The 23,983-nt window shown below is 30.7% G+C and carries 24 protein-coding genes and 1 pseudogene; 20 read left to right on the forward strand and 5 right to left on the reverse strand.

Going from position 1 to position 23,983, the window contains the following annotated elements:
- The first annotated feature begins 205 nt into the window (after nt 1-205).
- The 6 genes from CD121_RS05610 to CD121_RS05635 all read left to right on the forward strand — a co-directional run bounded on the left by CD121_RS05610 (nt 206) and on the right by CD121_RS05635 (nt 5,006).
- Nucleotides 206-1,639, forward strand: a complete 1,434-nt coding sequence (locus CD121_RS05610; protein WP_232159772.1) for a S41 family peptidase — start codon at nt 206-208, stop codon at nt 1,637-1,639.
- 82 nt (nt 1,640-1,721) lie between these two features.
- Nucleotides 1,722-2,225 carry a GNAT family N-acetyltransferase gene (locus CD121_RS05615; protein ID WP_017638009.1) on the forward strand — a complete coding sequence of 168 codons (504 nt, stop codon included), beginning with the start codon at nt 1,722-1,724 and terminating at the stop codon, nt 2,223-2,225.
- Between the two features lie 17 nt (nt 2,226-2,242).
- The gene (murG, locus tag CD121_RS05620) at nt 2,243-3,316 is read left to right on the forward strand and encodes an undecaprenyldiphospho-muramoylpentapeptide beta-N-acetylglucosaminyltransferase (RefSeq protein WP_046466679.1); all 1,074 of its coding nucleotides are present in this window, start codon (nt 2,243-2,245) and stop codon (nt 3,314-3,316) included.
- A 13-nt stretch (nt 3,317-3,329) separates the two neighbouring features.
- Nucleotides 3,330-3,947 carry a phosphatase PAP2 family protein gene (locus CD121_RS05625; protein WP_117239043.1) on the forward strand — a complete coding sequence of 206 codons (618 nt, stop codon included), beginning with the start codon at nt 3,330-3,332 and terminating at the stop codon, nt 3,945-3,947.
- Between the two features lie 107 nt (nt 3,948-4,054).
- The gene (locus CD121_RS05630) at nt 4,055-4,393 is read left to right on the forward strand and encodes a winged helix-turn-helix transcriptional regulator (protein WP_029055352.1); all 339 of its coding nucleotides are present in this window, start codon (nt 4,055-4,057) and stop codon (nt 4,391-4,393) included.
- Between the two features lie 115 nt (nt 4,394-4,508).
- The gene (locus tag CD121_RS05635; protein WP_126567616.1) at nt 4,509-5,006 is read left to right on the forward strand and encodes an SRPBCC family protein; all 498 of its coding nucleotides are present in this window, start codon (nt 4,509-4,511) and stop codon (nt 5,004-5,006) included.
- A 90-nt stretch (nt 5,007-5,096) separates the two neighbouring features.
- Here the strand turns inward: CD121_RS05635 and CD121_RS05640 are convergent, their stop codons facing one another.
- Nucleotides 5,097-5,417 carry an antibiotic biosynthesis monooxygenase family protein gene (locus CD121_RS05640; protein ID WP_126567617.1) on the reverse strand — a complete coding sequence of 107 codons (321 nt, stop codon included), beginning with the start codon at nt 5,415-5,417 and terminating at the stop codon, nt 5,097-5,099.
- A 532-nt stretch (nt 5,418-5,949) separates the two neighbouring features.
- Here CD121_RS05640 and CD121_RS12390 point away from each other — a divergent pair.
- The 7 genes and pseudogenes from CD121_RS12390 to CD121_RS05670 form a co-directional block, all read left to right on the forward strand.
- A pseudogene (locus CD121_RS12390) lies at nt 5,950-6,036 on the forward strand (hypothetical protein); the annotation flags it as partial.
- A gap of 390 nt (nt 6,037-6,426) precedes the next feature.
- The gene (locus CD121_RS05645; RefSeq protein WP_017638002.1) at nt 6,427-7,086 is read left to right on the forward strand and encodes a response regulator transcription factor; all 660 of its coding nucleotides are present in this window, start codon (nt 6,427-6,429) and stop codon (nt 7,084-7,086) included.
- On the forward strand, nt 7,083-8,441 hold the full coding sequence (locus tag CD121_RS05650) for a HAMP domain-containing sensor histidine kinase (RefSeq protein ID WP_126567618.1): 1,359 nt from the start codon (nt 7,083-7,085) through the stop codon (nt 8,439-8,441). The genes CD121_RS05645 and CD121_RS05650 overlap by 4 nt, the downstream gene beginning before the upstream one ends.
- 236 nt (nt 8,442-8,677) lie before the next feature.
- A complete protein-coding gene (locus CD121_RS05655; RefSeq protein ID WP_126567619.1) occupies nt 8,678-11,482 on the forward strand; it encodes a 2-oxoglutarate dehydrogenase E1 component in 2,805 nt (934 codons plus the stop codon).
- Nucleotides 11,483-11,499: 17 nt separating this feature from the next.
- A complete protein-coding gene (sucB, locus tag CD121_RS05660; RefSeq protein ID WP_029055355.1) occupies nt 11,500-12,786 on the forward strand; it encodes a dihydrolipoyllysine-residue succinyltransferase in 1,287 nt (428 codons plus the stop codon).
- A gap of 156 nt (nt 12,787-12,942) precedes the next feature.
- On the forward strand, nt 12,943-13,779 hold the full coding sequence (locus CD121_RS05665) for an ATP-binding cassette domain-containing protein (protein ID WP_185817750.1): 837 nt from the start codon (nt 12,943-12,945) through the stop codon (nt 13,777-13,779).
- A complete protein-coding gene (locus tag CD121_RS05670; protein ID WP_126567621.1) occupies nt 13,779-14,483 on the forward strand; it encodes a hypothetical protein in 705 nt (234 codons plus the stop codon). Before CD121_RS05665 ends, CD121_RS05670 begins: the two co-directional genes overlap by 1 nt.
- 100 nt (nt 14,484-14,583) lie before the next feature.
- On the opposite strand, the gene CD121_RS05675 is transcribed toward CD121_RS05670, so the two are convergent.
- Nucleotides 14,584-14,754, reverse strand: a complete 171-nt coding sequence (locus tag CD121_RS05675) for a hypothetical protein (protein WP_029055356.1) — start codon at nt 14,752-14,754, stop codon at nt 14,584-14,586.
- A gap of 235 nt (nt 14,755-14,989) precedes the next feature.
- Between CD121_RS05675 and CD121_RS05680 the strand changes: the two genes are divergently transcribed.
- The 5 genes from CD121_RS05680 (at nt 14,990) to brnQ3 (ending at nt 20,324) form a co-directional block, all read left to right on the forward strand.
- Complete coding sequence (locus CD121_RS05680) at nt 14,990-15,799, forward strand: VOC family protein (RefSeq protein ID WP_126567622.1); 810 nt, start codon at nt 14,990-14,992, stop codon at nt 15,797-15,799.
- Between the two features lie 31 nt (nt 15,800-15,830).
- The gene (locus tag CD121_RS05685; protein ID WP_002451189.1) at nt 15,831-16,034 is read left to right on the forward strand and encodes a DUF6501 family protein; all 204 of its coding nucleotides are present in this window, start codon (nt 15,831-15,833) and stop codon (nt 16,032-16,034) included.
- Between the two features lie 126 nt (nt 16,035-16,160).
- Nucleotides 16,161-16,952 carry an ATP-binding protein gene (locus CD121_RS05690; RefSeq protein ID WP_017636523.1) on the forward strand — a complete coding sequence of 264 codons (792 nt, stop codon included), beginning with the start codon at nt 16,161-16,163 and terminating at the stop codon, nt 16,950-16,952.
- Between the two features lie 12 nt (nt 16,953-16,964).
- The gene (locus CD121_RS05695; RefSeq protein WP_126567623.1) at nt 16,965-18,854 is read left to right on the forward strand and encodes a vWA domain-containing protein; all 1,890 of its coding nucleotides are present in this window, start codon (nt 16,965-16,967) and stop codon (nt 18,852-18,854) included.
- Nucleotides 18,855-18,980: 126 nt separating this feature from the next.
- Nucleotides 18,981-20,324: a branched-chain amino acid-like transporter carrier protein BrnQ3 gene (gene brnQ3, locus CD121_RS05700; protein WP_046466671.1), complete on the forward strand. Its 1,344-nt coding sequence runs from the start codon at nt 18,981-18,983 to the stop codon at nt 20,322-20,324.
- A 76-nt stretch (nt 20,325-20,400) separates the two neighbouring features.
- Here brnQ3 and CD121_RS05705 read toward each other — a convergent pair whose 3' ends face one another.
- Genes CD121_RS05705 through CD121_RS05715 form a run of 3 tightly spaced genes read right to left on the reverse strand, consistent with a single transcriptional unit; the run spans nt 20,401 to nt 22,476 of the window.
- Complete coding sequence (locus tag CD121_RS05705; protein ID WP_029055361.1) at nt 20,401-21,534, reverse strand: toxic anion resistance protein; 1,134 nt, start codon at nt 21,532-21,534, stop codon at nt 20,401-20,403.
- Between the two features lie 23 nt (nt 21,535-21,557).
- A complete protein-coding gene (locus tag CD121_RS05710; protein WP_126567624.1) occupies nt 21,558-22,181 on the reverse strand; it encodes a 5-bromo-4-chloroindolyl phosphate hydrolysis family protein in 624 nt (207 codons plus the stop codon).
- A gap of 25 nt (nt 22,182-22,206) precedes the next feature.
- Nucleotides 22,207-22,476 carry an acylphosphatase gene (locus tag CD121_RS05715; RefSeq protein WP_026083438.1) on the reverse strand — a complete coding sequence of 90 codons (270 nt, stop codon included), beginning with the start codon at nt 22,474-22,476 and terminating at the stop codon, nt 22,207-22,209.
- A 156-nt stretch (nt 22,477-22,632) separates the two neighbouring features.
- Between CD121_RS05715 and msaA the strand changes: the two genes are divergently transcribed.
- On the forward strand, nt 22,633-22,941 hold the full coding sequence (msaA, locus tag CD121_RS05720) for a regulatory protein MsaA (RefSeq protein ID WP_017636529.1): 309 nt from the start codon (nt 22,633-22,635) through the stop codon (nt 22,939-22,941).
- Nucleotides 22,942-23,127: 186 nt separating this feature from the next.
- A complete protein-coding gene (gene cspA / locus CD121_RS05725; protein ID WP_002433901.1) occupies nt 23,128-23,328 on the forward strand; it encodes a cold shock protein CspA in 201 nt (66 codons plus the stop codon).
- Nucleotides 23,329-23,983: the final 655 nt, after the last annotated feature.

The raw sequence follows: 23,983 nt of genomic DNA on the forward strand, positions 1-23,983 counted from the left end.
ATTTTGAAGAATAATCCATACATACTGTAAGTATCATTTTGAAAGCAAATGATTAAATGTATTAAATTGAATTTAAAATAAAGATAAAGTTATCATAAAGATGTTTCACTCAAAGACATCAAATTGAATTGTCACCATTTTTAAAAGGAGTGATTATGTGACTAATAATAAAGAATATCAAACGCCAGATGAGCAACAAAATTCAATACAAAATAAGAAGAAAGATAAACCAAAAAAACAAATTAATCTTAAATTATGGCAACTGATTACATTACTAATAGGTATTATCGTTATAACTGCGGCTATTACCGTTGCAGCAACAATACTAATCAGTCATCACATGAGTGGTTTAAATAAGGAACAACGTGCAAATTTACATAAGATTGAATATGTTTATAAAACTTTAAATAAAGATTACTATAAAAAACAAAAATCTGACAAACTATCACAAGCAGCTATAGACGGTATGGTTAAAGAATTAAAAGATCCTTATTCAGAATATATGACTAAAGAACAAACGAAATCATTCAATGAAGGTGTGTCCGGTGATTTTGTCGGTATAGGCGCTGAAATGCAAAAGAAAAACGATCAAATTAGTATTACTAGCCCTATGAAAGGCTCCCCAGCGGAAAAAGCAGGGATCAAACCGAAAGATGTTGTTACAAAAGTTAATCATAAATCAATAAAGAATAAGCCACTAGATGAAGTCGTCAAAATGGTTAGAGGTAAAAAAGGAACAAAAGTAGTCTTAACGATTAAACGAGGCTCAGTAGAAAAAGATATTTCAATTAAACGTGATACTATTCATGTTAAAAGTGTTGAATATGAGAAGAAAGATAATGTTGGCGTAATCACAATTAATAAATTCCAAAACAATACTTCTGGCGAACTTAAAAATGCTGTCAAGAAAGCACACAAACAAGGTGTACGAGATATTGTTTTAGATTTACGTAACAATCCAGGTGGATTATTAGATGAAGCTGTGAAAATGGCAAATATTTTCATAGATAAAGACAAAACTGTTGTCCAACTTCAAAAAGGTGATGACAAACAACAACTTAAAACAGAAAATGACCCATTAAAAGAAGCAAAAGACATGAAAGTTTCAATCCTAATTAATGAAGGTTCAGCAAGTGCATCAGAAGTATTCACTGGCGCACTCAAAGATTATCACAAAGCTAAAGTCTATGGTTCTAAATCATTTGGTAAAGGTATTGTTCAAACAACACGTGAATTTGATGATGGTTCACTATTGAAATATACAGAAATGAAATGGTTAACACCTGATGGCCATTATATTCATGGTAAAGGTATTCAACCAGATGTAAAAATAGAAACTCCAAAATATCAATCTCTAAATGTCATACCTAATAAGAAAACATATAAAATCGGTGATGAAAGCAAGCATGTTAAAACAATGAAAATTGGGTTAACTGCATTAGGATTCAAAGTTGATAACGAATCTAAAACATTTGATTCAAGCTTAGAATCGGCTATAAAGAAATTCCAAGAAGACAACAATTTAAAAGTAACAGGTGAATTTGATAAAGAAACAAATGATAAATTCACTCTAAAATTAGTCGAAAAATCTAATAAAAATGACACAGTTTTAGATAAATTAATCAAGAAGTTGAAATAAGTTTAAAAAGATGAAAATATGTGAATTAAATGATGAAAGCTTTTTAACCTATAACTATAAATACAAAGAGGTGTTTTAGATTATGATTAGATTAGCAACAAAAAATGATCTTTCAAGTATTGAGAATTTAGTAGAAGAAGCAAAAGAAATTATGGAGAAATTCAACAATAATCAGTGGGATGACAAATACCCTGTCACTGAACATTTTGAAGAAGATATCGAATCTGAAACACTTTATGTATTAGATGTTGATAATGAAATTTATGGTTTTATTGTCATCGACCAAAATCAATCAGAATGGTATGATGAACTAGAATGGCCTATTGATCGTAAAGGGGCATATGTGATACACCGTTTAGCTGGTTCTCAGTCTTATAAAGGTGCTGCTACTGAATTATTCCAATTTGCAGTAGATATGACAGAAGAGCACGGTGTTCATGTCATTTTGACTGATACATTTGCACTTAATAAACCAGCTCAAGGATTATTCGAAAAATTTGGCTTTACAAAAGTGGGCGAAGCCGAAATTGATTATCATCCTTTCGATCGCGGTGCACCATTTTACGCATATTATAAAAACATATAAGAATAGAGGTTATATCTATGACTAAAATCGCATTTACAGGTGGAGGAACAGTTGGACACGTTTCAGTTAACTTAAGTCTGATTCCAACTGCAACAGACAAAGGCGATGAAGCTTTTTATATTGGATCAAAATCTGGAATAGAAAGGGAAATGATTGAATCTCAATTACCAAATATTCCATATTATCCAATTTCTAGTGGTAAATTACGACGCTATTTATCATTTGATAATGCTAAAGACATCTTTAAAGTTTTAAAAGGTGTTTTAGATGCTCGCAAAATTCTAAAAAAACAAAAGCCAGATTTATTATTTTCTAAAGGTGGATTTGTTTCTGTACCAGTAGTGATTGCAGCCCGTTCTTTAAAAATTCCTACAATCATTCATGAGTCAGATTTAACACCAGGTTTAGCCAATAAAATTGCATTAAAATTTGCTAAAAAAATCTATACAACATTTGAAGATACATTAAATTACTTACCTAAAGACAAAGCAGACTTTGTTGGCGCAACAGTACGTGAAGATTTAAAACAAGGTGATAAACAACGTGGTTACCAATTAACTGATTTTAAACAAGATAAAAAAGTGTTACTTGTTATGGGTGGCAGTTTAGGAAGTAAAAAATTAAATGATGCTATAAGAGAAAATTTAGAAGCTTTATTACAACAATATCAAGTTATTCATCTTACAGGTAAAGGATTAGTAGATAATTCGATAAATAAAGAGGGATATATACAGTTTGAATTTGTTAAAGATGATTTAACAGATTTATTAGCTATTACAGATACTGTTGTCAGTCGTGCAGGTTCAAATGCAATATATGAATTTTTAACATTAAGAATACCAATGTTATTAATTCCTTTAGGTTTAGATCAATCCCGTGGTGACCAAATAGATAATGCGAAAAACTTCGAAACTAAAGGTTATGGTCGAGCTATTCCTGAAGATGAACTTACACAAGTAAGATTGATACAAGAACTTAACCATATCGAATCTAACCGTGATGACATCATTAAACAAATGCAAACTTACAAAGAAAGTTACACTAAAGAAGATATATACGATAAAATTATCAAAGATGCTTTGAATCAATAGGGGGAATATTGCAATGAGTCGATTAAAACGAATTTCATTACTTATCATTTTTACTTTGATATTCGGTATCATTGCATTCTTTCACGAATCTCGATTAGGTAAGTGGATTGATAATGAAGTATATGAGTTCATTTATGCCTCAGAAAGCTTCATCACTACATCTATTATGTTAGGTGCAACAAAACTCGGTGAAGTTTGGGCAATGGTATGTTTATCTTTAATACTAATCGCTTATTTAATGTTAAAACGTTTAAGAATAGAAACACTCTTTTTTGTAATTGTGATGAGTTTATCTAGTATTATAAACCCTGTATTAAAAAACATCTTTGATAGAGAAAGACCAACGTTATTACGTTTAATCGATATTACTGGTTTTAGTTTCCCAAGCGGTCATGCAATGGGATCTACTTCTTATTTTGGTAGTATCATTTATATTCTTAATAGAACTGATTCAGGTTTATCTAAAGGCGTACTTATTGGCTTGGCAGCCTCACTAATATTAATGGTATCAACATCTCGTGTATACCTAGGCGTACATTATCCAACAGATATTATCGCTGGTATTATAGGCGGAGCCTTTAGTATTGTTTTATCAACATTGATCTTAAACAATAAATTACAAAGCACTTAAATTTGAAGAGATACTATTTTACTCAGAGGGGCATATATCTAAATTAACATTAGATATATTCCTCTCATTTTTCTATATATGTATATAACTAAGAAAGGAGCGAAAAGATGACACATAAAACATATAACTGTCCAGTAGAAGCAGTAATTAGTTTAATTGGTGGAAAATATAAACCTATTATATTGTGGTACCTCCTAAATAATACTTTACGTTTTAATGAAATCCAACGATTACTACCTCAAGCTTCTCCAAAAATGTTAAGTCAACAGCTTAAAGAACTACAAAAAGAAGGGTTCATTGAGAAGGTTATTTACCCAGAAGTACCTCCTAAAACAGAATATTATATGACAGACTACGGAAAAACATTGGAACATATTTTAAATGAAATGTGTAATTGGGGAGAGGAGTTTATGGGAGATTATATTGTTAAGCCAACAGATAGCTAGTATCTATTAATCCATACTTACCTTTTGGATACTATCTTACATTAAAGTGCGTTCTTCTCAAGTTAAATATGTAATGCTACTATTAATTAAAATCAATTGGGAAGGAATGACTTAAATGTTAAATGAAATTAAATGGCCAGAAAAATGGTTACCAGGTACAACAGATAATTTTGCTTCAAATGAAATCATCGTTAAAGATTTATCATTTGATAATGTTATAGAGAGTTTATTAAACACTTCTAAATGGGAAAATTACTATTCAAATAGTATCGATATTTATATGTATAATCAAGATTCTCCAGTTTTAAAACAAAATACACGTTTTAAATTTAAAACATTCGGTTTTGATATAGAAGCTGAAGTTGAAGAATGTATGGTTGAAGATAATATCGCAAGAATCGCATGGCATGGCTGGAATAATGCAACAGGTGATGAATTCTTAGATGTTTATCATGCTTGGCTTATTGAAAAATTATCCCATAACAGACTAAGAATTTTAACTCAAGAATCACAAATTGGTAAACCAGCGAAAGACATGGCTAGTGACAACACTTATCCTATGATTAATGGTCATCAGGAATGGATAACTACATTAGCTAACTTTTCAATGTAATATATTAATATCATAAAGAATAGAGCATTAAGATGATTGAAATCAAGGTCATCTTAATGCTCTTTTTTTAAATATCATTCACTATAGATTTTAATCAAAAAGTTCATACTGTTTTAGAGTTTTTTCTATTTTATTTTTGAGACTGTCTTGTTGCTCTTTTTCTTCTTTTCTCATTTTTTTATGTTCTTCAACATGACTTGGTCTGGACACCCAATTTTGGAATGATTTTTTCTCATCCCACTTTGATACAATAGAATATTCTACTTTTGATTTTGTTTCATTTTTCCATACTTCAGCATCAATCAAACCTTCGAATCCTTCAAAGTCAGATTTCGCATTTTTGGCTTTTTTTAATAAGACTTCTTTTGCAGATTCATCTGATGTAGAAAAAGTAACTTGTGCAATAAACATTTAAATTCCCTCCAATAGATTTATCATTACAAATTATTGAGATACATTATCAATTATAATCAACTTTTACAGAATTCTCTAACGATTGAATTCTAATAACTCTTCGGTTCGCATGAGTTTACTCATGCATAACTCCCTCTAACGAATCAATTCGTAAGGTTTCTAGGTTCGCATGAGCCTTACTCATGCATAACTCCCTCTAACGAATAAATTCGTAGGGTCTTCGGTTCGCATGAGCTTTTCTCATGCATAACTCCCTCTAACGAATCAATTCGTAAGGTTTCTAGGTTCGCATGAGCCTTACTCATGCATAACTCCCTCTAACGAATAAATTCGTAAGGTTTCTAGGTTCGCATGAGCTTTCCTCATGCATAACTCCCTCTAACGAATCAATTCGTAAGAGGGAGTAAAAAAAGTAGTAAACCTCAAGTGTCTAAAGGTTTACTACTTTATTTGAACGTCGTTTCCAACGTTAGTCTTTTACGGGCATATAAAAGGGATTATGAAAATGACCAATACATAAGAACGAAATATATGTGGGGGGAAAGTTCTTTTTGGTATTGATAATCATTTTCAATTATTATTATACACGACTGAGAATCGTTGTCAATTAGAATCCTGAAAATTTTATGATTTATTATTAAAAGGATTAAGAAATCCCTCAACCAAAGCATTTTTGCTTAAATATCCCTACAAAAATAGTTCTCAATACTGATAATAACACCATTGAAAGTATGATAAAATTTAGTTAACAACATAACTCGTTATGACAATACATAATAATGCGTTGAACTCTTTCAATTTACCTAAGATTATTACGTTTTAAAGTAGGATGTATAAACAATACTTTTATATTTTACTTAATAACAAAAGACATTGAAATGAGGCCACTTTGACATAAACAAAAATAATCACATTAACTTTTACATATTTATTAATTTATGATACATATTTATAACATACAAAATATTTATTTCAAACATATATAGTCATATTAAGAGGTGCAAAAATGACAAATATTTTACTAGTAGAAGATGAACAAAATTTAGCTCGGTTTATCGAACTTGAATTAACACATGAAAATTATCAAGTTGATATTGAAAATGATGGTGCCACTGGTCTCGAAAAAGCACTAAATAAAACATATGATCTTATTATCTTAGATTTGATGTTACCAAACATTAATGGACTTGAGATATGTAGACAAATTCGTCAAGAACAAACCATACCTATAATTATTATTACAGCTAAAAGTGATACTTATGATAAAGTCGCTGGACTGGATTATGGCGCCGATGATTATATTGTTAAACCATTTGATATTGAAGAATTACTTGCTCGTATTAGAGCAATTCTGCGACGCCAACCTCAAAAGGATACTATTAATATTAATGGTATTGTTTTAGATAAAGAAGCATTCGAAGTAACAGTTGATGGTACACAACTCGACTTAACTAAAACTGAATATGATTTATTTTATATTCTGGCAGAAAATAGAAATCACGTATTACAACGTGAACAAATATTAGATCATGTTTGGGGTTATAATTCTGAAGTTGAAACCAATGTAGTAGATGTTTATATCAGGTATTTAAGAAATAAACTCAAACCTTTTGGTAAAGATAAAGTGATTGAAACCGTTCGCGGTGTTGGGTACGTGATACGATGATGAAACAACGAAAACTCAAATACAAATGGATGTTAATTACAACTTTAATTACGTTTGTCACAATTGTTCTATTTTGTTTAATCATCATCTTTTTTCTGAAAGAAGCACTACATAATAGTGAGTTAGATGAAGCAGAGAAAAGTTCCAATGACATTATCAATTTATTACACTCTAAGCCACCAGAAGATATATCTGCATTAGACTTAAATGCGTCATTAGAGAATTTTCAAGAAGTATCTATATTTGATGATAAAGGTAAAAAATTACTTCAAACAACTAGTGAAAATTTACCTACAACACCTTCAAATGTAGGACTATCACACCCAGAACGTGTAAAAGTCGTTAATTATAAAGGCGTTGACTACTTAGTGATCACTGAACGTATTCATTCCAAAAAGTTCGATGGTTATAGCATATTAGTTCATTCATTAGAAAGTTATGAACATCTTGTTCAATCTTTATATATTGTTGCAATAGCATTTGGTTTAATTGCGACATTTGTCACAGCTATGGTGAGTTACATTTTCTCATCTCAAATTACAAAACCAATTGTCACAATGTCTAATAAGATGAATCAAATTCGACGTGATGGCTTCCAAAACAAACTAGAATTAACTACCAATTACGAAGAAACAGATAATCTAATATGCACATTTAATGAAATGATGTTTCATATTGAAGAATCTTTTAATCAGCAACGTCAATTTGTGGAAGATGCGTCTCATGAACTTAGAACGCCACTACAAATTATCCAAGGTCATTTAAACTTGATTCAAAGATGGGGGAAAAAAGATCCTGCAGTATTAGAAGAATCTCTTAATATTTCACTTGAAGAAATGAATCGTATTACTAAACTTGTAGAAGAATTACTTTTATTAACAAAAGATAATGTAAATAGCGGACAATCTCAAGAAGAACTTGTAGATATTAATTCTGAAATATTATCTAGAGTTAAATCTTTAAAACAATTACATCCTGATTATACTTTCGATATCGATTTAGATGAAAAGCCGATTAAACTTCAAATGAATCGACATCAATTTGAACAACTCATTTTAATTTTTATTGATAATGCGATGAAATATGATAATGAAAATAAATATATCCAAATCCGCACTCAATTAAAAAATAAACAAACGAGTATTGAAATCACTGACCATGGTCTTGGTATTCCAAAACAAGATTTAGAATTTATATTCGACCGTTTCTACCGTGTTGATAAATCGCGTGCACGTAGTCAAGGTGGTAATGGCTTAGGCTTATCAATTGCTGATAAAATTGTTCAATTAAATGGTGGATTCATTCAAGTCGAAAGTGAAGTCAATCAATTTACAACCTTTAGAATTATCTTCTAAAAAACAAATCATTAAACGTTGACTTTATATCATTGATCCTTATATTTAACTATTTAAATTCAAAATGTATATTAAGCTACCGTTCACCCGATCAATTCATATATTTCAATTAATTCAGAACCAAAATTATCTTGGTTCTGTTTTTTTACAATAATAGGTAAATCCACTTTAACAAAATTTGAAATAATGCTATTATTGTGTTGTAAGCGTTTCAACATTTTTGTGGAGGGTGTAATATGACAAAGGACAAGAGAGAAGTTACAGAGGCACCTGTAAACTTCGGCGCAAATCTAGGGTTAATGCTAGATTTATATGATGATTATCTACAAGATCCTTCATCAGTACCCGAAGATTTACAAGTCCTATTTAGTACAATTCAAACAGGGGAAGCTCATATCGAGGCTAAACCAGCCGCAAATGGCGGTGGTTCACAATCTGGTGACAGCACAATTAAACGTGTCATGAGATTAATCGATAATATTAGACAATACGGACATTTAAAAGCAGATATTTATCCAGTCAATCCTCCAGAGCGTAAACATATTCCTAAATTAGAAATAGAAGATTTCGATTTAGACCAAGTCACTTTGGAAAACATTTCAGCTGGAATCGTATCAGAACATTTTACTGATATTTACGATAATGCTTATGAAGCCATTGTTCGTATGGAAAAAAGATACAAAGGACCAATTGCGTTTGAATACACGCACATTAATAATAATAAAGAGCGCGTATGGTTAAAACGCCGTATCGAAACACCTTACAAAGCTACATTAAATAATCAACAAAAAACAGAATTATTTAACAAATTAGCTCATGTAGAAGGATTCGAAAAATATTTACACAAAAACTTTGTAGGTGCTAAACGTTTTTCAATCGAAGGTGTTGATACGTTAGTTCCAATGTTACAACAAACAATCACTCGTGCTGGTGAAGAAGGTATTACTAATATTCAAATTGGTATGGCACACCGTGGTCGATTAAATGTATTGACTCACGTTTTAGAAAAACCTTATGAAATGATGATTTCAGAATTCATGCATACTGATCCAATGAAGTTCTTACCAGAAGACGGTAGTTTAGAACTAACAGCTGGTTGGACAGGCGATGTTAAATATCACTTAGGCGGTATTAAAACAACTGACTCATACGGTATTGAACAACGAATTGCTCTAGCAAATAATCCAAGTCATTTGGAAATTGTAGCACCCGTTGTTGAAGGTCGTACGCGTGCTGCCCAAGATAATACTCAACAAGCTGGTGCACCACAAACTGACTTCCATAGAGCGATGCCAATTATTATTCATGGTGATGCAGCATATCCAGGTCAAGGTATTAACTTTGAAACAATGAACTTAGGAGATCTTGAAGGTTATTCTACAGGTGGTTCATTGCACATCGTTACAAATAATAGAATTGGTTTCACTACTGAACCAACAGATGGTCGCTCAACAACATATTCTACTGACGTTGCAAAAGGCTATGACGTGCCAATTTTACATGTTAATGCTGATGACGTAGAGGCAACAATCGAAGCGATTGATATTGCAATGGAATTCCGTAAAGAATTCCACAAAGATGTCGTAATTGATTTAGTTGGTTACAGACGTTATGGACATAATGAAATGGATGAACCATCTATCACAAATCCATTACCATATCACAATATCCGCAAGCATGATTCTGTAGAACTTGTTTATGGTAAGAAATTAGTCGAAGAAGGCATTATCAGTGAAGACGAAATGAATCAAATCATTGATAACGTTCAAAAAGAAATGCGTGCAGCGCATGACAAAATCGACAAATCAGATAAAATGGATAATCCAGATATGGAAAAACCTGAGGCATTACAACAACCATTGCAAAGTGATGATAAAGAATTCTCATTCGATCACTTAAAAGAAATCAATGATGCAATGTTAACTTATCCTGAAGATTTCAACGTTCTGAAAAAACTAAATAAAGTTCTTGAAAAACGTAGAGAACCATTTGAAAAAGAAGATGGCTTAGTTGATTGGGCTCAAGCTGAACAACTTGCTTTTGCTACAATTTTACAAGATGGAACGTCAATTCGATTAACTGGTCAAGATAGTGAAAGAGGTACATTCAGTCACCGTCATGCGGTACTACACGATGAAGAAAATGGGGACACATATACTCCGTTACATCATGTACCTGACCAAAAAGCGACATTCGACATTCATAATTCACCATTATCAGAAGCAGCAGTTGTAGGTTTCGAATATGGTTATAATGTTGAAAATAAAGGTAGCTTTAATATTTGGGAAGCACAATACGGGGACTTCTCAAACATGGCTCAAATGATGTTTGATAACTTCTTATCAAGCGCACGTGCAAAATGGGGCGAACGTTCAGGTTTAACATTGTTCTTACCACATTCTTATGAAGGACAAGGTCCAGAACATTCATCAGCACGTCTTGAAAGATTTTTACAACTTGCAGCTGAAAATAACAGTACTGTAGTTAATTTATCTAGTGCAAGTAACTACTTCCATTTATTACGTGCACAAGCAGCAAGTTTAGATTCTGAAGAAATGAGACCATTGATTGTAATGTCACCTAAAAGTTTATTACGTAATAAAACAGTGGCTAAACCAATTAATGAGTTTACATCTGGTGGTTTCCAACCAGTTCTTGCTGAAGAATATGATGCAAATAAAGTGAAAAAAGTTATTTTAGCGTCAGGTAAAGTATTTATAGACTTAAAAGAATATTTAGCTAAAAATCCAGATGAGTCTGTATTACTTGTAGCTGTCGAAAGATTATATCCATTCCCAGAAGATGAAATTAAAGCTATTTTCGATGAATTACCAAACCTTGAGACAGTGTCTTGGGTACAAGAAGAACCTAAAAACCAAGGTGCATGGTTATTCGTTTATCCATACCTTAAATCACTTGTTGGCGATAAATATAATTTAAGTTATCATGGAAGAATCCAAAGGGCAGCACCAGCTGAAGGTGACGGTGAAATCCACAAACTTGTTCAAAATAATATTATTGAAAGTAGCATTACTAAATAAATAGGGGGAAAAATAAAATGCCAGAGGTTAAAGTTCCAGAATTAGCAGAATCAATTACAGAAGGTACCATTGCAGAATGGTTAAAAAATGTTGGAGATAGCGTAGATAAAGGTGAAGCTATTCTTGAATTAGAAACAGATAAAGTTAACGTAGAAGTTGTATCAGAAGAAGCAGGTGTATTATCAGAACAACTTGCTAACGAAGGCGACACAGTTGAAGTAGGTCAAGCTATCGCAGTTGTTGGTGAAGGAAGTGGTAATGCTTCAAGTGGTTCATCAGACAATCAAACTCCACAAAATAATGATGAAACTAATAAAGACGATCAACAAGCTAAAGAAACAACTCAACAATCAAATGATAATAATCAATCATCTGATCAATCACAAGATGATTCATCTAATAACCAATTTGTTAAAGCAACACCTTCAGCGCGTCGTCATGCACGTGCAAATGGCGTTGACTTAAACGAAGTGGCTGGAAAATCAAACGACGTTGTAAGAAAAGAAGATATTAATAACAATCAAAACCAACAACAATCATCACAAAGTGATAACAAACCTTCTGGTAATGAAGCTAAAAAATCAAGCGACAAACCATCTAAACCAGTTATTCGTGAAAAAATGTCACGTAGAAAGAAAACAGCTGCTAAAAAATTATTAGAAGTATCTAATAACACAGCAATGTTAACAACTTTCAATGAAGTTGATATGACTAACGTTATGGATTTACGTAAACGTAAGAAAGAACAATTCATTAAAGATCACGATGGTACTAAATTAGGTTTCATGTCATTCTTCACTAAAGCTGCAGTAGCTGCACTTAAAAAATATCCTGAAGTTAACGCTGAAATTGATGGCGAAGACATGATTACTAAACAATACTATGATATTGGTATTGCCGTTTCTACTGAAGATGGATTACTAGTACCATTCGTAAGAGATTGTGATAAGAAAAACTTCGCTGAAATCGAAGAAGAAATCGCAAACTTAGCTGTTAAAGCACGCGACAAAAAATTAGGCTTAGACGATATGGTTAACGGTTCATTTACTATTACTAATGGTGGTATCTTCGGTTCAATGATGAGTACACCAATTATTAATGGTAGCCAAGCTGCAATTTTAGGTATGCACTCAATCATTACACGTCCAATTGCAATCGATAAAGATACAATTGAAAATCGTCCAATGATGTACATTGCTTTAAGTTATGACCACAGAATCATCGATGGTAAAGAAGCAGTAGGATTCCTAAAAACAATTAAAGAATTAATTGAAAATCCTGAAGATTTATTATTAGAATCTTAATTTTATATTCGTAAATTGAATAAAATAAAAACAACGGGGATTCGTTTCTCCGTTGTTTTTTTATAATTAATACTATAGTTGTATATCACTTTTAAATGTTGAATGATAATATGATTTTAATAATGAAATTAAGTAATGAATGATAAGGTGAAAATGATGAATACAGATGCTATTGTTGCGGATAAAATATATAAAACGATAAATCATAAAGAAATAATAAAGGGGATATCTATGTCTATCCCTCAACATACGATTACGCTTATACAAGGACATAATGGAACAGGCAAAAGTATTACTTTGAAAATGATTGCCCAACTTTTAAAACCTTCAACTGGATCAATTAATGTTAATGGTACTGTGAGTTATGTTCCAGATGCATTTCCTCCTTATCTTAATTTAACGATAGCTGAATATATTAAATATCTGATTCATACATATAACTTAAACAAAAATGACTCATTTCTTAATACTGCATTAGATAAATTTCAATTAACTCCATTTTTAAATCAAAAAATTAAAGATTGTTCAAAGGGAACTCAACAAAAGGTTAATATATTACAATGTTTATTAGCGGAAGCAGATGTATACATTTTAGATGAGCCTTTTAATGGACTAGATGATAGTTCTCTAAACTATTTAATTCATATATTGTATAAATTAAAACATACTGCAACAATTATTTTAACTTCACACGAAGCGCATATTCATAACAATATTATCACTCATATTTACAATATTGAGACCAATCAATTAACAAAGCTTAGTGACAAACAATATCATTATAAAATTATAACTGTTCAAGCAAGTGATGAATTAAAATTCAAGCAATTCTATAGTGAAATCGCTCAACAATTTAAATTAACAAAACTAGAAAATGATAAAGATGATACTTTCAATATTAAAATTGAAGATAAACAAACGAATGCAATACTTTTGGAATTAATCAAAGCAGGCTTTCCAATTAAAAAGGTAAAAGAGGGGAGTGACATTTAATGACAATGTTCAATTATCAATTTAAGAAATTGATACGTTCTTATACATATATTCCTCCTTATGCATTATTTATCGTTTGGACTATTCTGTTATATGTATATAGTGGGCAACCTGTACTTTCAGCTTACGCCTCAGCCACTATCATATTGTTACCAGTTGCCGCTTGGTTAACTATTAATAATTTTAAATTAGAGTCAAATACTGAAAGACAATTACTATTTATTCAAAATCAATCTAAATTAAAGTATCTAACTAACAAATTGATATTCAGTTTTATTATTATGATTCCACTGATTTTGTTTTCTATAATATATCCAATAATATTGCACAGTTTTTCTGAACATCTAACAATATCTAAATTATTTTTAGGTCTTTATCTACATATACTTGTCATCATTATAGGAATGATTATTGGAGCCGTTATTAAAACTCAAAACATACTATCAAAAAGATATAGTTGGTTATTATTAATATTGATTGTCTTATTATCAATATTAAGACATACAGTTATTCAACATTATCCAATATCAAAATTCGTTTTATGGATTATCCCACCAATTGGTGATGTTATACAATATTATCAACTATCTTTAACTAAAATTTTATCAACTGATTTTTTATTATTAAATATATGGTTTGTGTTATATATTATTTTAAGCTCTACCTTACTTTATTATATTTTCTCTAAAACCGAGTATCTATAAAAGAACGTCCTAATACTGTTTGAATTTGACTGTTAAAAAGCATATCTTATGGTATCGCTATTAACATCATTCAAAGATTAGGACGTTTTATAATTATATTTTAATAAAGCATGAAGACTTCAATAATTGCTAAAATAAGAAACACAACAAAAGCAATTAGGAAATATTTAAAACTTGGTTTTTGTTTATTTTGTAAATTTGTAAAAACTTGTATACCTGAATAAACAGCAATTAATACAGTAATCGCAAATATAATCCACATACTGGACATATGATATGCCTCCTTCACTAATCTCTATATTTACATTTTAATATACTTTCTCAATAATACCAAAATGAATTTTTGATCAAATATGAAAAATTAATTACAAACAACTTTATACATGGTGAGTATTTTGAATTTTATATACGTTTCAAGTCATTTTCTCTTAGAGTTCATCATATAAATCACAGTTAAAATACGTTATAATAATAGAGTAAAGATAAATGATTAGGGGTGTCAGTAGATGAGTGGAATTAGAAGCGTCACGTTAGGTACAAGTGACTTATCTAAAACGAAAGAATTATTCGAAAATATATTAGGTTTAAATTCATCTGAGAAAGGCGACAACGCATTAAGATTTGGCGATGCTGATTTAAATCCAGGAACACGTATACATTTTGTTGAAGTTCCAAACAATGACTATCAAAATTCACATATAGATAGTGTAGGATTAAGAACACCGTCAGATTCTGGTTTGGATGAATATCAAGATATATTAAATCAACATCAAATATCTTTTAGCTCAATTACTGAACTCAATGGTAATATGCATTTTAACTTTGAGGATCATAACCAACAATTGTTTGATATCTATTCTAACGAACATAATACAGGTGTCCCTTTAGGTATGCCATCATTTGAAAGTACTGTAAATCCATTACATCAAATTCAAGGTTTAGGACCTGTTATTCTTAAAGTGAATGAATTATCTATTACAGCTTCAATTCTTAATAAAGTATTTGGTTTACATATATTTGCTGAATATCTTCCTTCTGAAGAAGCTACTCAAGCCATTCAAGTATTTAAAATAGGTGAAGGTGAACTTGGAGGCGAGCTTCATTTGTATGAAGCAGAGAACGAAATTACTAATCAAGAAAATGAAATGATAGAACAGGTTGAATTTTCAACAAATAGTAAAGCTGATTTTGAAAATGCTAAACAAACTTTAGAAGAAATTGGCATTCCATATCAAACATTACAACAAGATGATTCCGAATCATTAAGAATCACTGAAAATAGTGGTATTTCATTTATATACACACTAGATAAATAACTTAAATATTCATAAAGGTAGGGAACAATAGATGTTACATGAAACGTGGAAAGAACGCACACCAATTAAAAAAGTTGAGGTTACGAATACAGATGCTAAAAAATTTACTGTATCTGATATGTTAACTGTTGGTAAACAGTACGATGTAATAAATGAAACAGAAGAATATTATCAAATCATCGATAATTCTGGTTTAGTTGGTGGCTATTATAAAACTTACTTTAAAGAAGTTTAATTTCATAATATTTTAAAATTAACTTTACTAAAAGTAGATAAAACAATAGTCAACAAGACTAAGACAATTGGAAAGTACAACCCACATGTCTTAGTCTTTTTCATATTAAAAAGGAGCATGCAAATAATGGCACAATCACAATATAAAAACTCAGATGTTTCCGTATTTAACGATGCGAAAGCACTATTTGATTTAAATAAAAATATATTATTAAAAGGACCTACTGGTTCCGGTAAAACTAAACTAGCTGAAACATTGAGCGAAGTTGTAGATACACCGATGTATCAAGTCAACTGTTCAGTTGATTTAGATGCTGAAAGTTTATTAGGCTTTAAAACAATCAAAACTAACGAACAAGGTCATCAAGAAATCGTATTTATAGATGGACCAGTAATCAAAGCTATGAAAGAAGGCCACATTCTATATATTGATGAAATTAACATGGCTAAACCCGAAACATTACCAATTCTTAATGGTGTGTTAGACTATCGTCGTCGTATTACGAATCCATTCACAGGTGAAGTGATTCAAGCTAAACCAGGATTCAACGTTATTGCAGCAATTAATGAAGGCTATGTCGGTACATTACCAATGAACGAAGCACTTAAGAACCGTTTCGTAGTTATCCAAGTGGATTATATTGATGGAGATATTCTAAGCAACGTTATTAAAGAGCAAAGTCGTTTACAAGATGATGCCATCATCAAACAAATTATTAAATTCAATGAAGATTTACGCACAATGTCAAAACAAGGTCAAATTTCTGAAGAAGCAGCTAGTATTCGTGCACTCATTGACTTAAGTGATTTAATTACAGTAATGCCAATTGAACGTGCCATCAAACGTACAATCATCGATAAACTTGAAGATGAAAGAGAACAACAAGCAATTATTAACGCAATAGAACTTAACTTTTAGAGAGGGATAATTATGAGCGACCGTTTCATAAAATTTAACGATGAACAATTAGATGCTAAACAGGTTATGATGTTGCAAGACTTAGCACGTTTACTTTTAAAAAATGAACAAACGCAAGTCAAAATTCAAAAATTCCCTTTTTATAATCCATTTAACAATACATTAATTACTAGTTGGTTTTGGTCTCATCGCTCAAAACCCGTTGAAGAAGCAGGTCTAAAAACGGATGTTATGTTAGCTGCTTATGGATATTATATGATGGATGTAGATATTACTAATGAAGTACTTCATAACGATGAATTTAATCATCCTAAATTTTTCCAACAATTATTCAAATTATTGGAAGATATGCGTATTTTTAATGAAATCAAAACTATGCGACCAAGCACAGCAAAATATATTGATTTACGCTTGAAAACTAGACTCACATTTACTGAATCACAAATTAATGTATACAAAACAAAAACACTATATACAGACTTATTATTTTTATATTTAGAACATGCTTTTATAAATCAAAACTTCTTTGATATTCCATCAATTCACCCTAAATTCGATGATGTATTAGTAAATATGTATCAATATTTACCTAATTTTTTCCAGAACCAATCTTCAGAAGACAATATGTATTTGGCAGAACGAATCTTATATCAAGTTGACGATTTATTGAAAGAAGATATGTTAAACGAATATTATTATATTCCTAAAAATTTATACGAAGATATTCAAGCTGAAACATTCGAAGATTTGAAACGTACAGATGCAGCAAATACTGATGGTCATGATCAAACACAAGAAGATACTGATGCAGTTACGGCAGAAGCTGAAACTAAATCTGCAGACAGTCAATCTGAAGGTGGCGCTTATTTAGAAATGGAACTTCATGAAGGTGAAAATAGTGATGTTATGGCAGATAATGATACTGCTAGAGAAGGCGACTCGTCTGATGATATGACAGACATGATGACCAAAAAAGGGAAAGGATCACAAAATACATTAGACCGTGAAGAAGGCGGGTTTATTGGACAAAATAGTGCATTCGTATTAGAAGGTATCAATCAAAATGTCGAAATTGAGTGGAAATTCCCTGATATTTTACCTGAATATCTTCAATTATATGAAGACGTTAAACATGATGTTCAATTTGAAATTAAAGATTTAATTAAAATTATTAAAAAGACAATCGAAAGAGAACATCAAGATGAACGTCATAATTTAACTAAAGGTCGACTACAAAAAGACTTAATTAATTGGTTTATAGATGATCAATACAAATTATTTTATAAAAAACAGGACTTAAGTCAATCGTTTGATGCAACGTTCACTTTATTAATTGATGCTTCTGCAAGCATGCATGACAAAATGGATGAAACGATAAAAGGCGTTGTACTTTTCCATGAAACATTACGAGAATTAAATGTTAAACATGAGATACTTGCATTTAATGAGGATGCTTTCGACGCTGATGATTCTAAGCAACCCAATATTTTTGATGAAATCATTCATTATGATTATTCTACAATGAAAAAAGATGGTCCTCGTATTATGGCACTAGAACCACAAGATGATAATCGTGATGGTGTAGCCATACGCGTTGCTAGCGATAGACTGATTCGACGCAGTCATAACCAACGATTTTTAATTGTCTTTTCAGATGGGGAACCTTCTGCATATAATTACAGTCAAGATGGTATTATAGATACTTATGAAGCAGTGGAAAATGCAAGAAAATATGGTATTGAAGTCTTTAATGTATTTTTAAGTCAGGAGCCAATAACAGAAGATATAGAACAAACGATTCATAATATCTATGGTCAGTATTCTATATTTGTTGAAGGTGTAGAACATCTTCCTAGTTTATTATCTCCATTATTGAAAAAACTCTTACTTAAATCTTTTTAAAAATTTGTCTAATTATGAAATTTAAATGAAGTAAGTGTTTAAATTTTCTGAAATTATATAGACTTACAAATTATATTTATGCTAGAATATTTAATGTTGCATATTTAATTATAAAGGAGCAGCATTATGAATAAGAATACATGGATTGTAGGGTTCATGCTATTTGCTATGTTCTTTGGTGCAGGTAATTTAATCTTCCCAACGAATTTAGGATTAGATAGTGGACACTTTTTCTGGCCTGCGATTCTCGCTTTTGCATTAACTGGGATAGGATTGCCTTTACTTGGCGTCGTGGTTGGTGCACTTGATAAACAAGGTTATATTGGCGCATTTAATAAAATTTCACCTATATTTTCAATTATTTTTTTAATTGTTATTTATCTTACAATTGGACCTTTGTTCGCCATACCTCGTACGGCATCAACATCATTTGAGATGACAATAACTCCAATTGCACATTCACATGGTAATCTAACATTATTTATTTTTACGTTAATTTATTTCATTATCGTATTATATTTATGTATCAATCCTAATAAAATGGTTGATCGTATAGGTTCATTATTAACACCTTTATTATTAATAACTATATTAGCTATGATTATTAAAGGGTTTATTGATTTTAGTAGTCATTCTTCAAGTCACGGTAAAACAGAACTGTTTAACAATAATATCGGTAGTTTTTCACAAGGCTTTACTCAAGGTTACTTAACTATGGATGCTATTGCTGCAATTGCATTTTCTATGATTGTAGTTAATGCGATAAAGGCTACTGGTGTGAACCACGCTGATAAAATTTTTAAACAAACATTAATTGCCGGATTAATAGCAGCTGTAGCATTAGTTTTTATTTACATATCACTTGGTTTTATCGGAAACCATATCGATGTCTCAGACGCAAAATTAAAATCTTTAGCTGCAAAAGACCAAAATGTAGGTACATTTTTATTAACTACTATGGCATCAACTGGTTTCGGAACATTTGGTAAGTATTTATTAGGTATTATTGTGGCATTAGCTTGCTTAACAACGGCTTGTGGATTAATTGTAGCTGTTAGTGAATATTTCCATCGAATTATTCCTAAAATATCTTATAAGACATATGTTGTGTTCTTTACAATTGTTAGCTTTATTATTGCTAATCAAGGTTTAAATGCAGTGATTACGATGTCACAACCCGTTCTTAGTGTCATCTATCCTGTAGCGATTACAGTAGTTTTATTAATATTATTAGCTAGATTTATTCCAACAAAGCCAATTACACAACAAATTACTGTTATAGTAGTTGCAATCGTATCGATTTTAAGTGTAATTCACACACAAGGGTGGTTAAAACTTAACTTTATGGATTATCTTTGGTTAAAAGATTATTCATTAGAATGGTTCCCAATTGCTGTTATTACAACAATTATTGCATATATTATCGGTGCATTTATAAAACAACAACCTATCGTGTATCAAAAAGAATAAATCATAGAAAAATAGCCAGTAAAATGAGTCATTTTAAAACTCATTTTACTGGCTTCTTTATTTATCATGCTTTGTGCTATTCTTTTCTCATTGATAATAGATGTTGTTTTAAATCATTTTCTAAGCCTGATAGTTCTTTTTCGGCAGCTTGTCGTTTTTGTCGACCATCATGCTGAATTTGCAATGTTTGCTCGATTGTATCAATAATATCACTTTGAGTTTGTTTTAATGTTTCAATATCTACAACACCACGTTCATTTTCTGTGGCTGTTTCAATAGCATTTTGTTTTAACATCGCTGCATTTTGAGTTAGTAGATCGTTCGTAGTATCTGTGACTGCGCGTTGTGCAGATACTGCATTTCTTTGTCGCATGAGCGTTAGGGCAATAGCCATTTGATTTTTCCAAAGTGGAATACTTGTTAAAATCGAACTTTGAATTTTTTCAGCTAAGGCCTGATTAACATTTTGAATCATACGGATTTGTGGGGCAGTTTGTATTGCAATTTGTCTTGAAAGTTGTAAATCATAAATTCTTTTTTCTAATCTATCTACAAATTGTTCCATATCTGCAACTGCTTGTATATCCATTTGATTACCTGATTGTTCTGCTTTATGTTGTAAATTGGGAATCGTTGTTTGTCGTATCTCTTGTTTTTTACGTTGAGCAGCTGCAATATATACCGTTACTTCATCAAAATATTGTTTGTTTTGGTCATATAATCCATCTAATAAATCGATATCTTTTGTTAAATTACCTTTATGCTTTTCCAACTGAATTGTTATACGATCAATTTGAGAACTAACAGATTGCATTTTGGAAAATATTTCATTAATTGAGGCTTGAGTTCTTCTAAAGATACGTTTTAATTTAGATTGTTTGCTTGGGTCTAAATCATTTGGATTAACTGATTTTAACTTACTCATCAATTGATTTAATGAGTCACCGACAGGTCCCATGTCTTTAGATTGAACATCATCTAACATTTGATGAGAGAATTGAGACATATTTTGTTGTAAATTAGTACCAAATGATAATAAGCCATCATGATCTAGCGGTTTAATTTGCTCGCTAATTTGATTGATTTTTTGTTGGTCTTTCTCAGTAAATTGATGTTCAAAATCTTCGACAACTGTATTTGATTGCCCAGTTTGATTATTAATATACTGATCAAGAGGATGTGAGGCCTCACGTTCTAGTTCATTTGACATAGCCATTAATGCTCCTTTCTATATTATTTTTGTCTACGTTGTTGCTCTAATTTGTTTAATTCCATTTCGACATCTAATCGTTCATAATCTTCTTCATTTAATTGCTTTAAGTCTGCTACTAATGTGCGTTTAACCTCATCAAGAGTAATACGCGTTTGTTCTAACTTTTGCTTTTCTTCATGTGATTTCTTGGGCATTTTCGTTAATCTAGTATACGAATCCACTAAATTCAAAGCATTATCTATATGTGAATAGAAAAATCCTTCTACTTTAAAAAACATACCTGGACGTTGTTTCACACTCATATAAATAGAGCGAGATATTCTATAGATATCATTTACTTGTCTGAAGTCTTTAATAGATCGAATATTAATAAATGATTTTAAAATCATTCGAATTTTAGCCTGCGATTGATTCAATTGACCTCTAACATATCTATATTCTCTTCTAGTTAAACCTATTTCATTTAAATACTTCCGTGATGTTAGCCGTTGGGTAGGGAAGTATGACACTATAAACCCACCCAAACCAATAACAGCATCTATGATAAATGACAGATCTAATCCAAAGATACTAATCATCCAAGCAATAATCGCTACAGGAATACCTACCATCATTCCAAATATTCTTGAAATATTATATCTCAACTGCCATCTTCCTTTTTAAATTAGTTTAAATCGTTTTAAAATCTTTCAATGATTCATCAACATCAAGTGTTTCAATATCATAATTGGTTACATTTGAGGCAGGAGAAGCACCTGAAACAACACTATTAATAAATTGATCTAAACTTTCTGTATCTCCTTGTGCATATATATCTACATAATCATCAACATTTTGTACTGTTCCTTTAATATCATGTTGATTTGCTATTTTCTGTGTATAAAATCTAAAACCGACACCTTGAACTGTGCCGAATACTTGTATATGTTTGCGTTCCACCATAATCACCTCTTAATATCATTATAAGGATAAAACGTTAAAAAAACTAATAATAACTACACTACGTATCGGCCAAAAGTATGAGTCTTCAAACTTGATTTTGTTATACAACAAGTTAAAATTAGCATATAGAATTATACAAAGAAGGGGATACATATGTGGACAGTTGCAAAAATTAGAGCTGACTACGAGGGTTGGTGGTTATTTGAAGATTGGCCAGAAAAAATCGTAAAGCAATCTGAGTTTTCATCATATGATGAGATGTTAGAAGAATATCAAGATTTAATTAAAGCTTGCCAAGCCTATTATGATAACTGTGTAATGGGAAAATATAATATGTACGCATTTTACAATAATTGTGATTTAAATTTCTGCGAAGATTGTGATGAAGATTTACAAATATTTTATAGTTTTATTGTTTTAAAAAATAATGAAGTATATTATAATCTTCCAAAAATAGTTTAAATGATAATTTCCTATAATTGTATTGCAATTTTGCTATTTTTAAACTATAATATTAATTAAGCAATAGTTTTATTCCATATTGCAAAAAGTATTTGCTATTATCGTTATGACTAATTAGACCATGTATTTTTTGTAATATGCGAATAACGCATATTGAATGAATTTTAGTCTTGGAGGTTTCAGATTATGAAACAAGGTACAGTTAAATGGTTTAACGCTGAAAAAGGATTCGGCTTCATCGAAGTTGAAGGAGAAAACGACGTATTCGTACATTTCTCAGCAATTAACCAAGATGGTTACAAATCATTAGAAGAAGGTCAATCAGTTGAATTTGAAGTAGTTGAAGGCGACCGCGGACCACAAGCTGCGAACGTTGTAAAACTATAATAAATAGATTGTAAAAATTGACTTTATTAACTAACACCTTACCAAGATGTAAGGTGTTTTTTATTGGAGTTTTTATATAAAATTAGCGGTTAGTGATCATAGGGTCACTAACCGTTTTTTATTTGAGGAATAGAAGTATATTAAAGAATAATAATGTAGACAATTTTATATAAATATTATACAATAATTATAACAACTAAAGGGAGGGATTAAAATGGAAAGTTTATTCAAATTATTACATGTATCAATTGGACGCTTTCATATTGGCTATAGAGGCAGACGTGTTAAATGGTAATTAATACACCTACTTTAGAGAATAAGATAAAAATCATCTTATTCTCTATTTTATTAGTAATATTTTCCTCTGCTTCATTAAGTATTTCCATAGGCATTTTTTCTATATTAATAAAAAATGAATTTGTACTTCAACTATGTACACTACTATCATTTATAATAAGTTTTATAATAATACCAATTCTTTTTATTAAACTTTTTAAGTTAAATAGTGTTGAAGGTTTATCTATTAATGTGAACAAATGTCTGTTAATATTTTTATGTTTTATTTTTATGTCATTTATTACTAAAGACTATTTAATAACATTTTATTTCCTATGTGTAGCTATTGGAGAGGAATATTTATTTAGACATATAATAT

This window comes from Staphylococcus pasteuri (genome assembly GCF_003970495.1).
In the GTDB taxonomy this organism is placed as follows: domain Bacteria; phylum Bacillota; class Bacilli; order Staphylococcales; family Staphylococcaceae; genus Staphylococcus; species Staphylococcus pasteuri.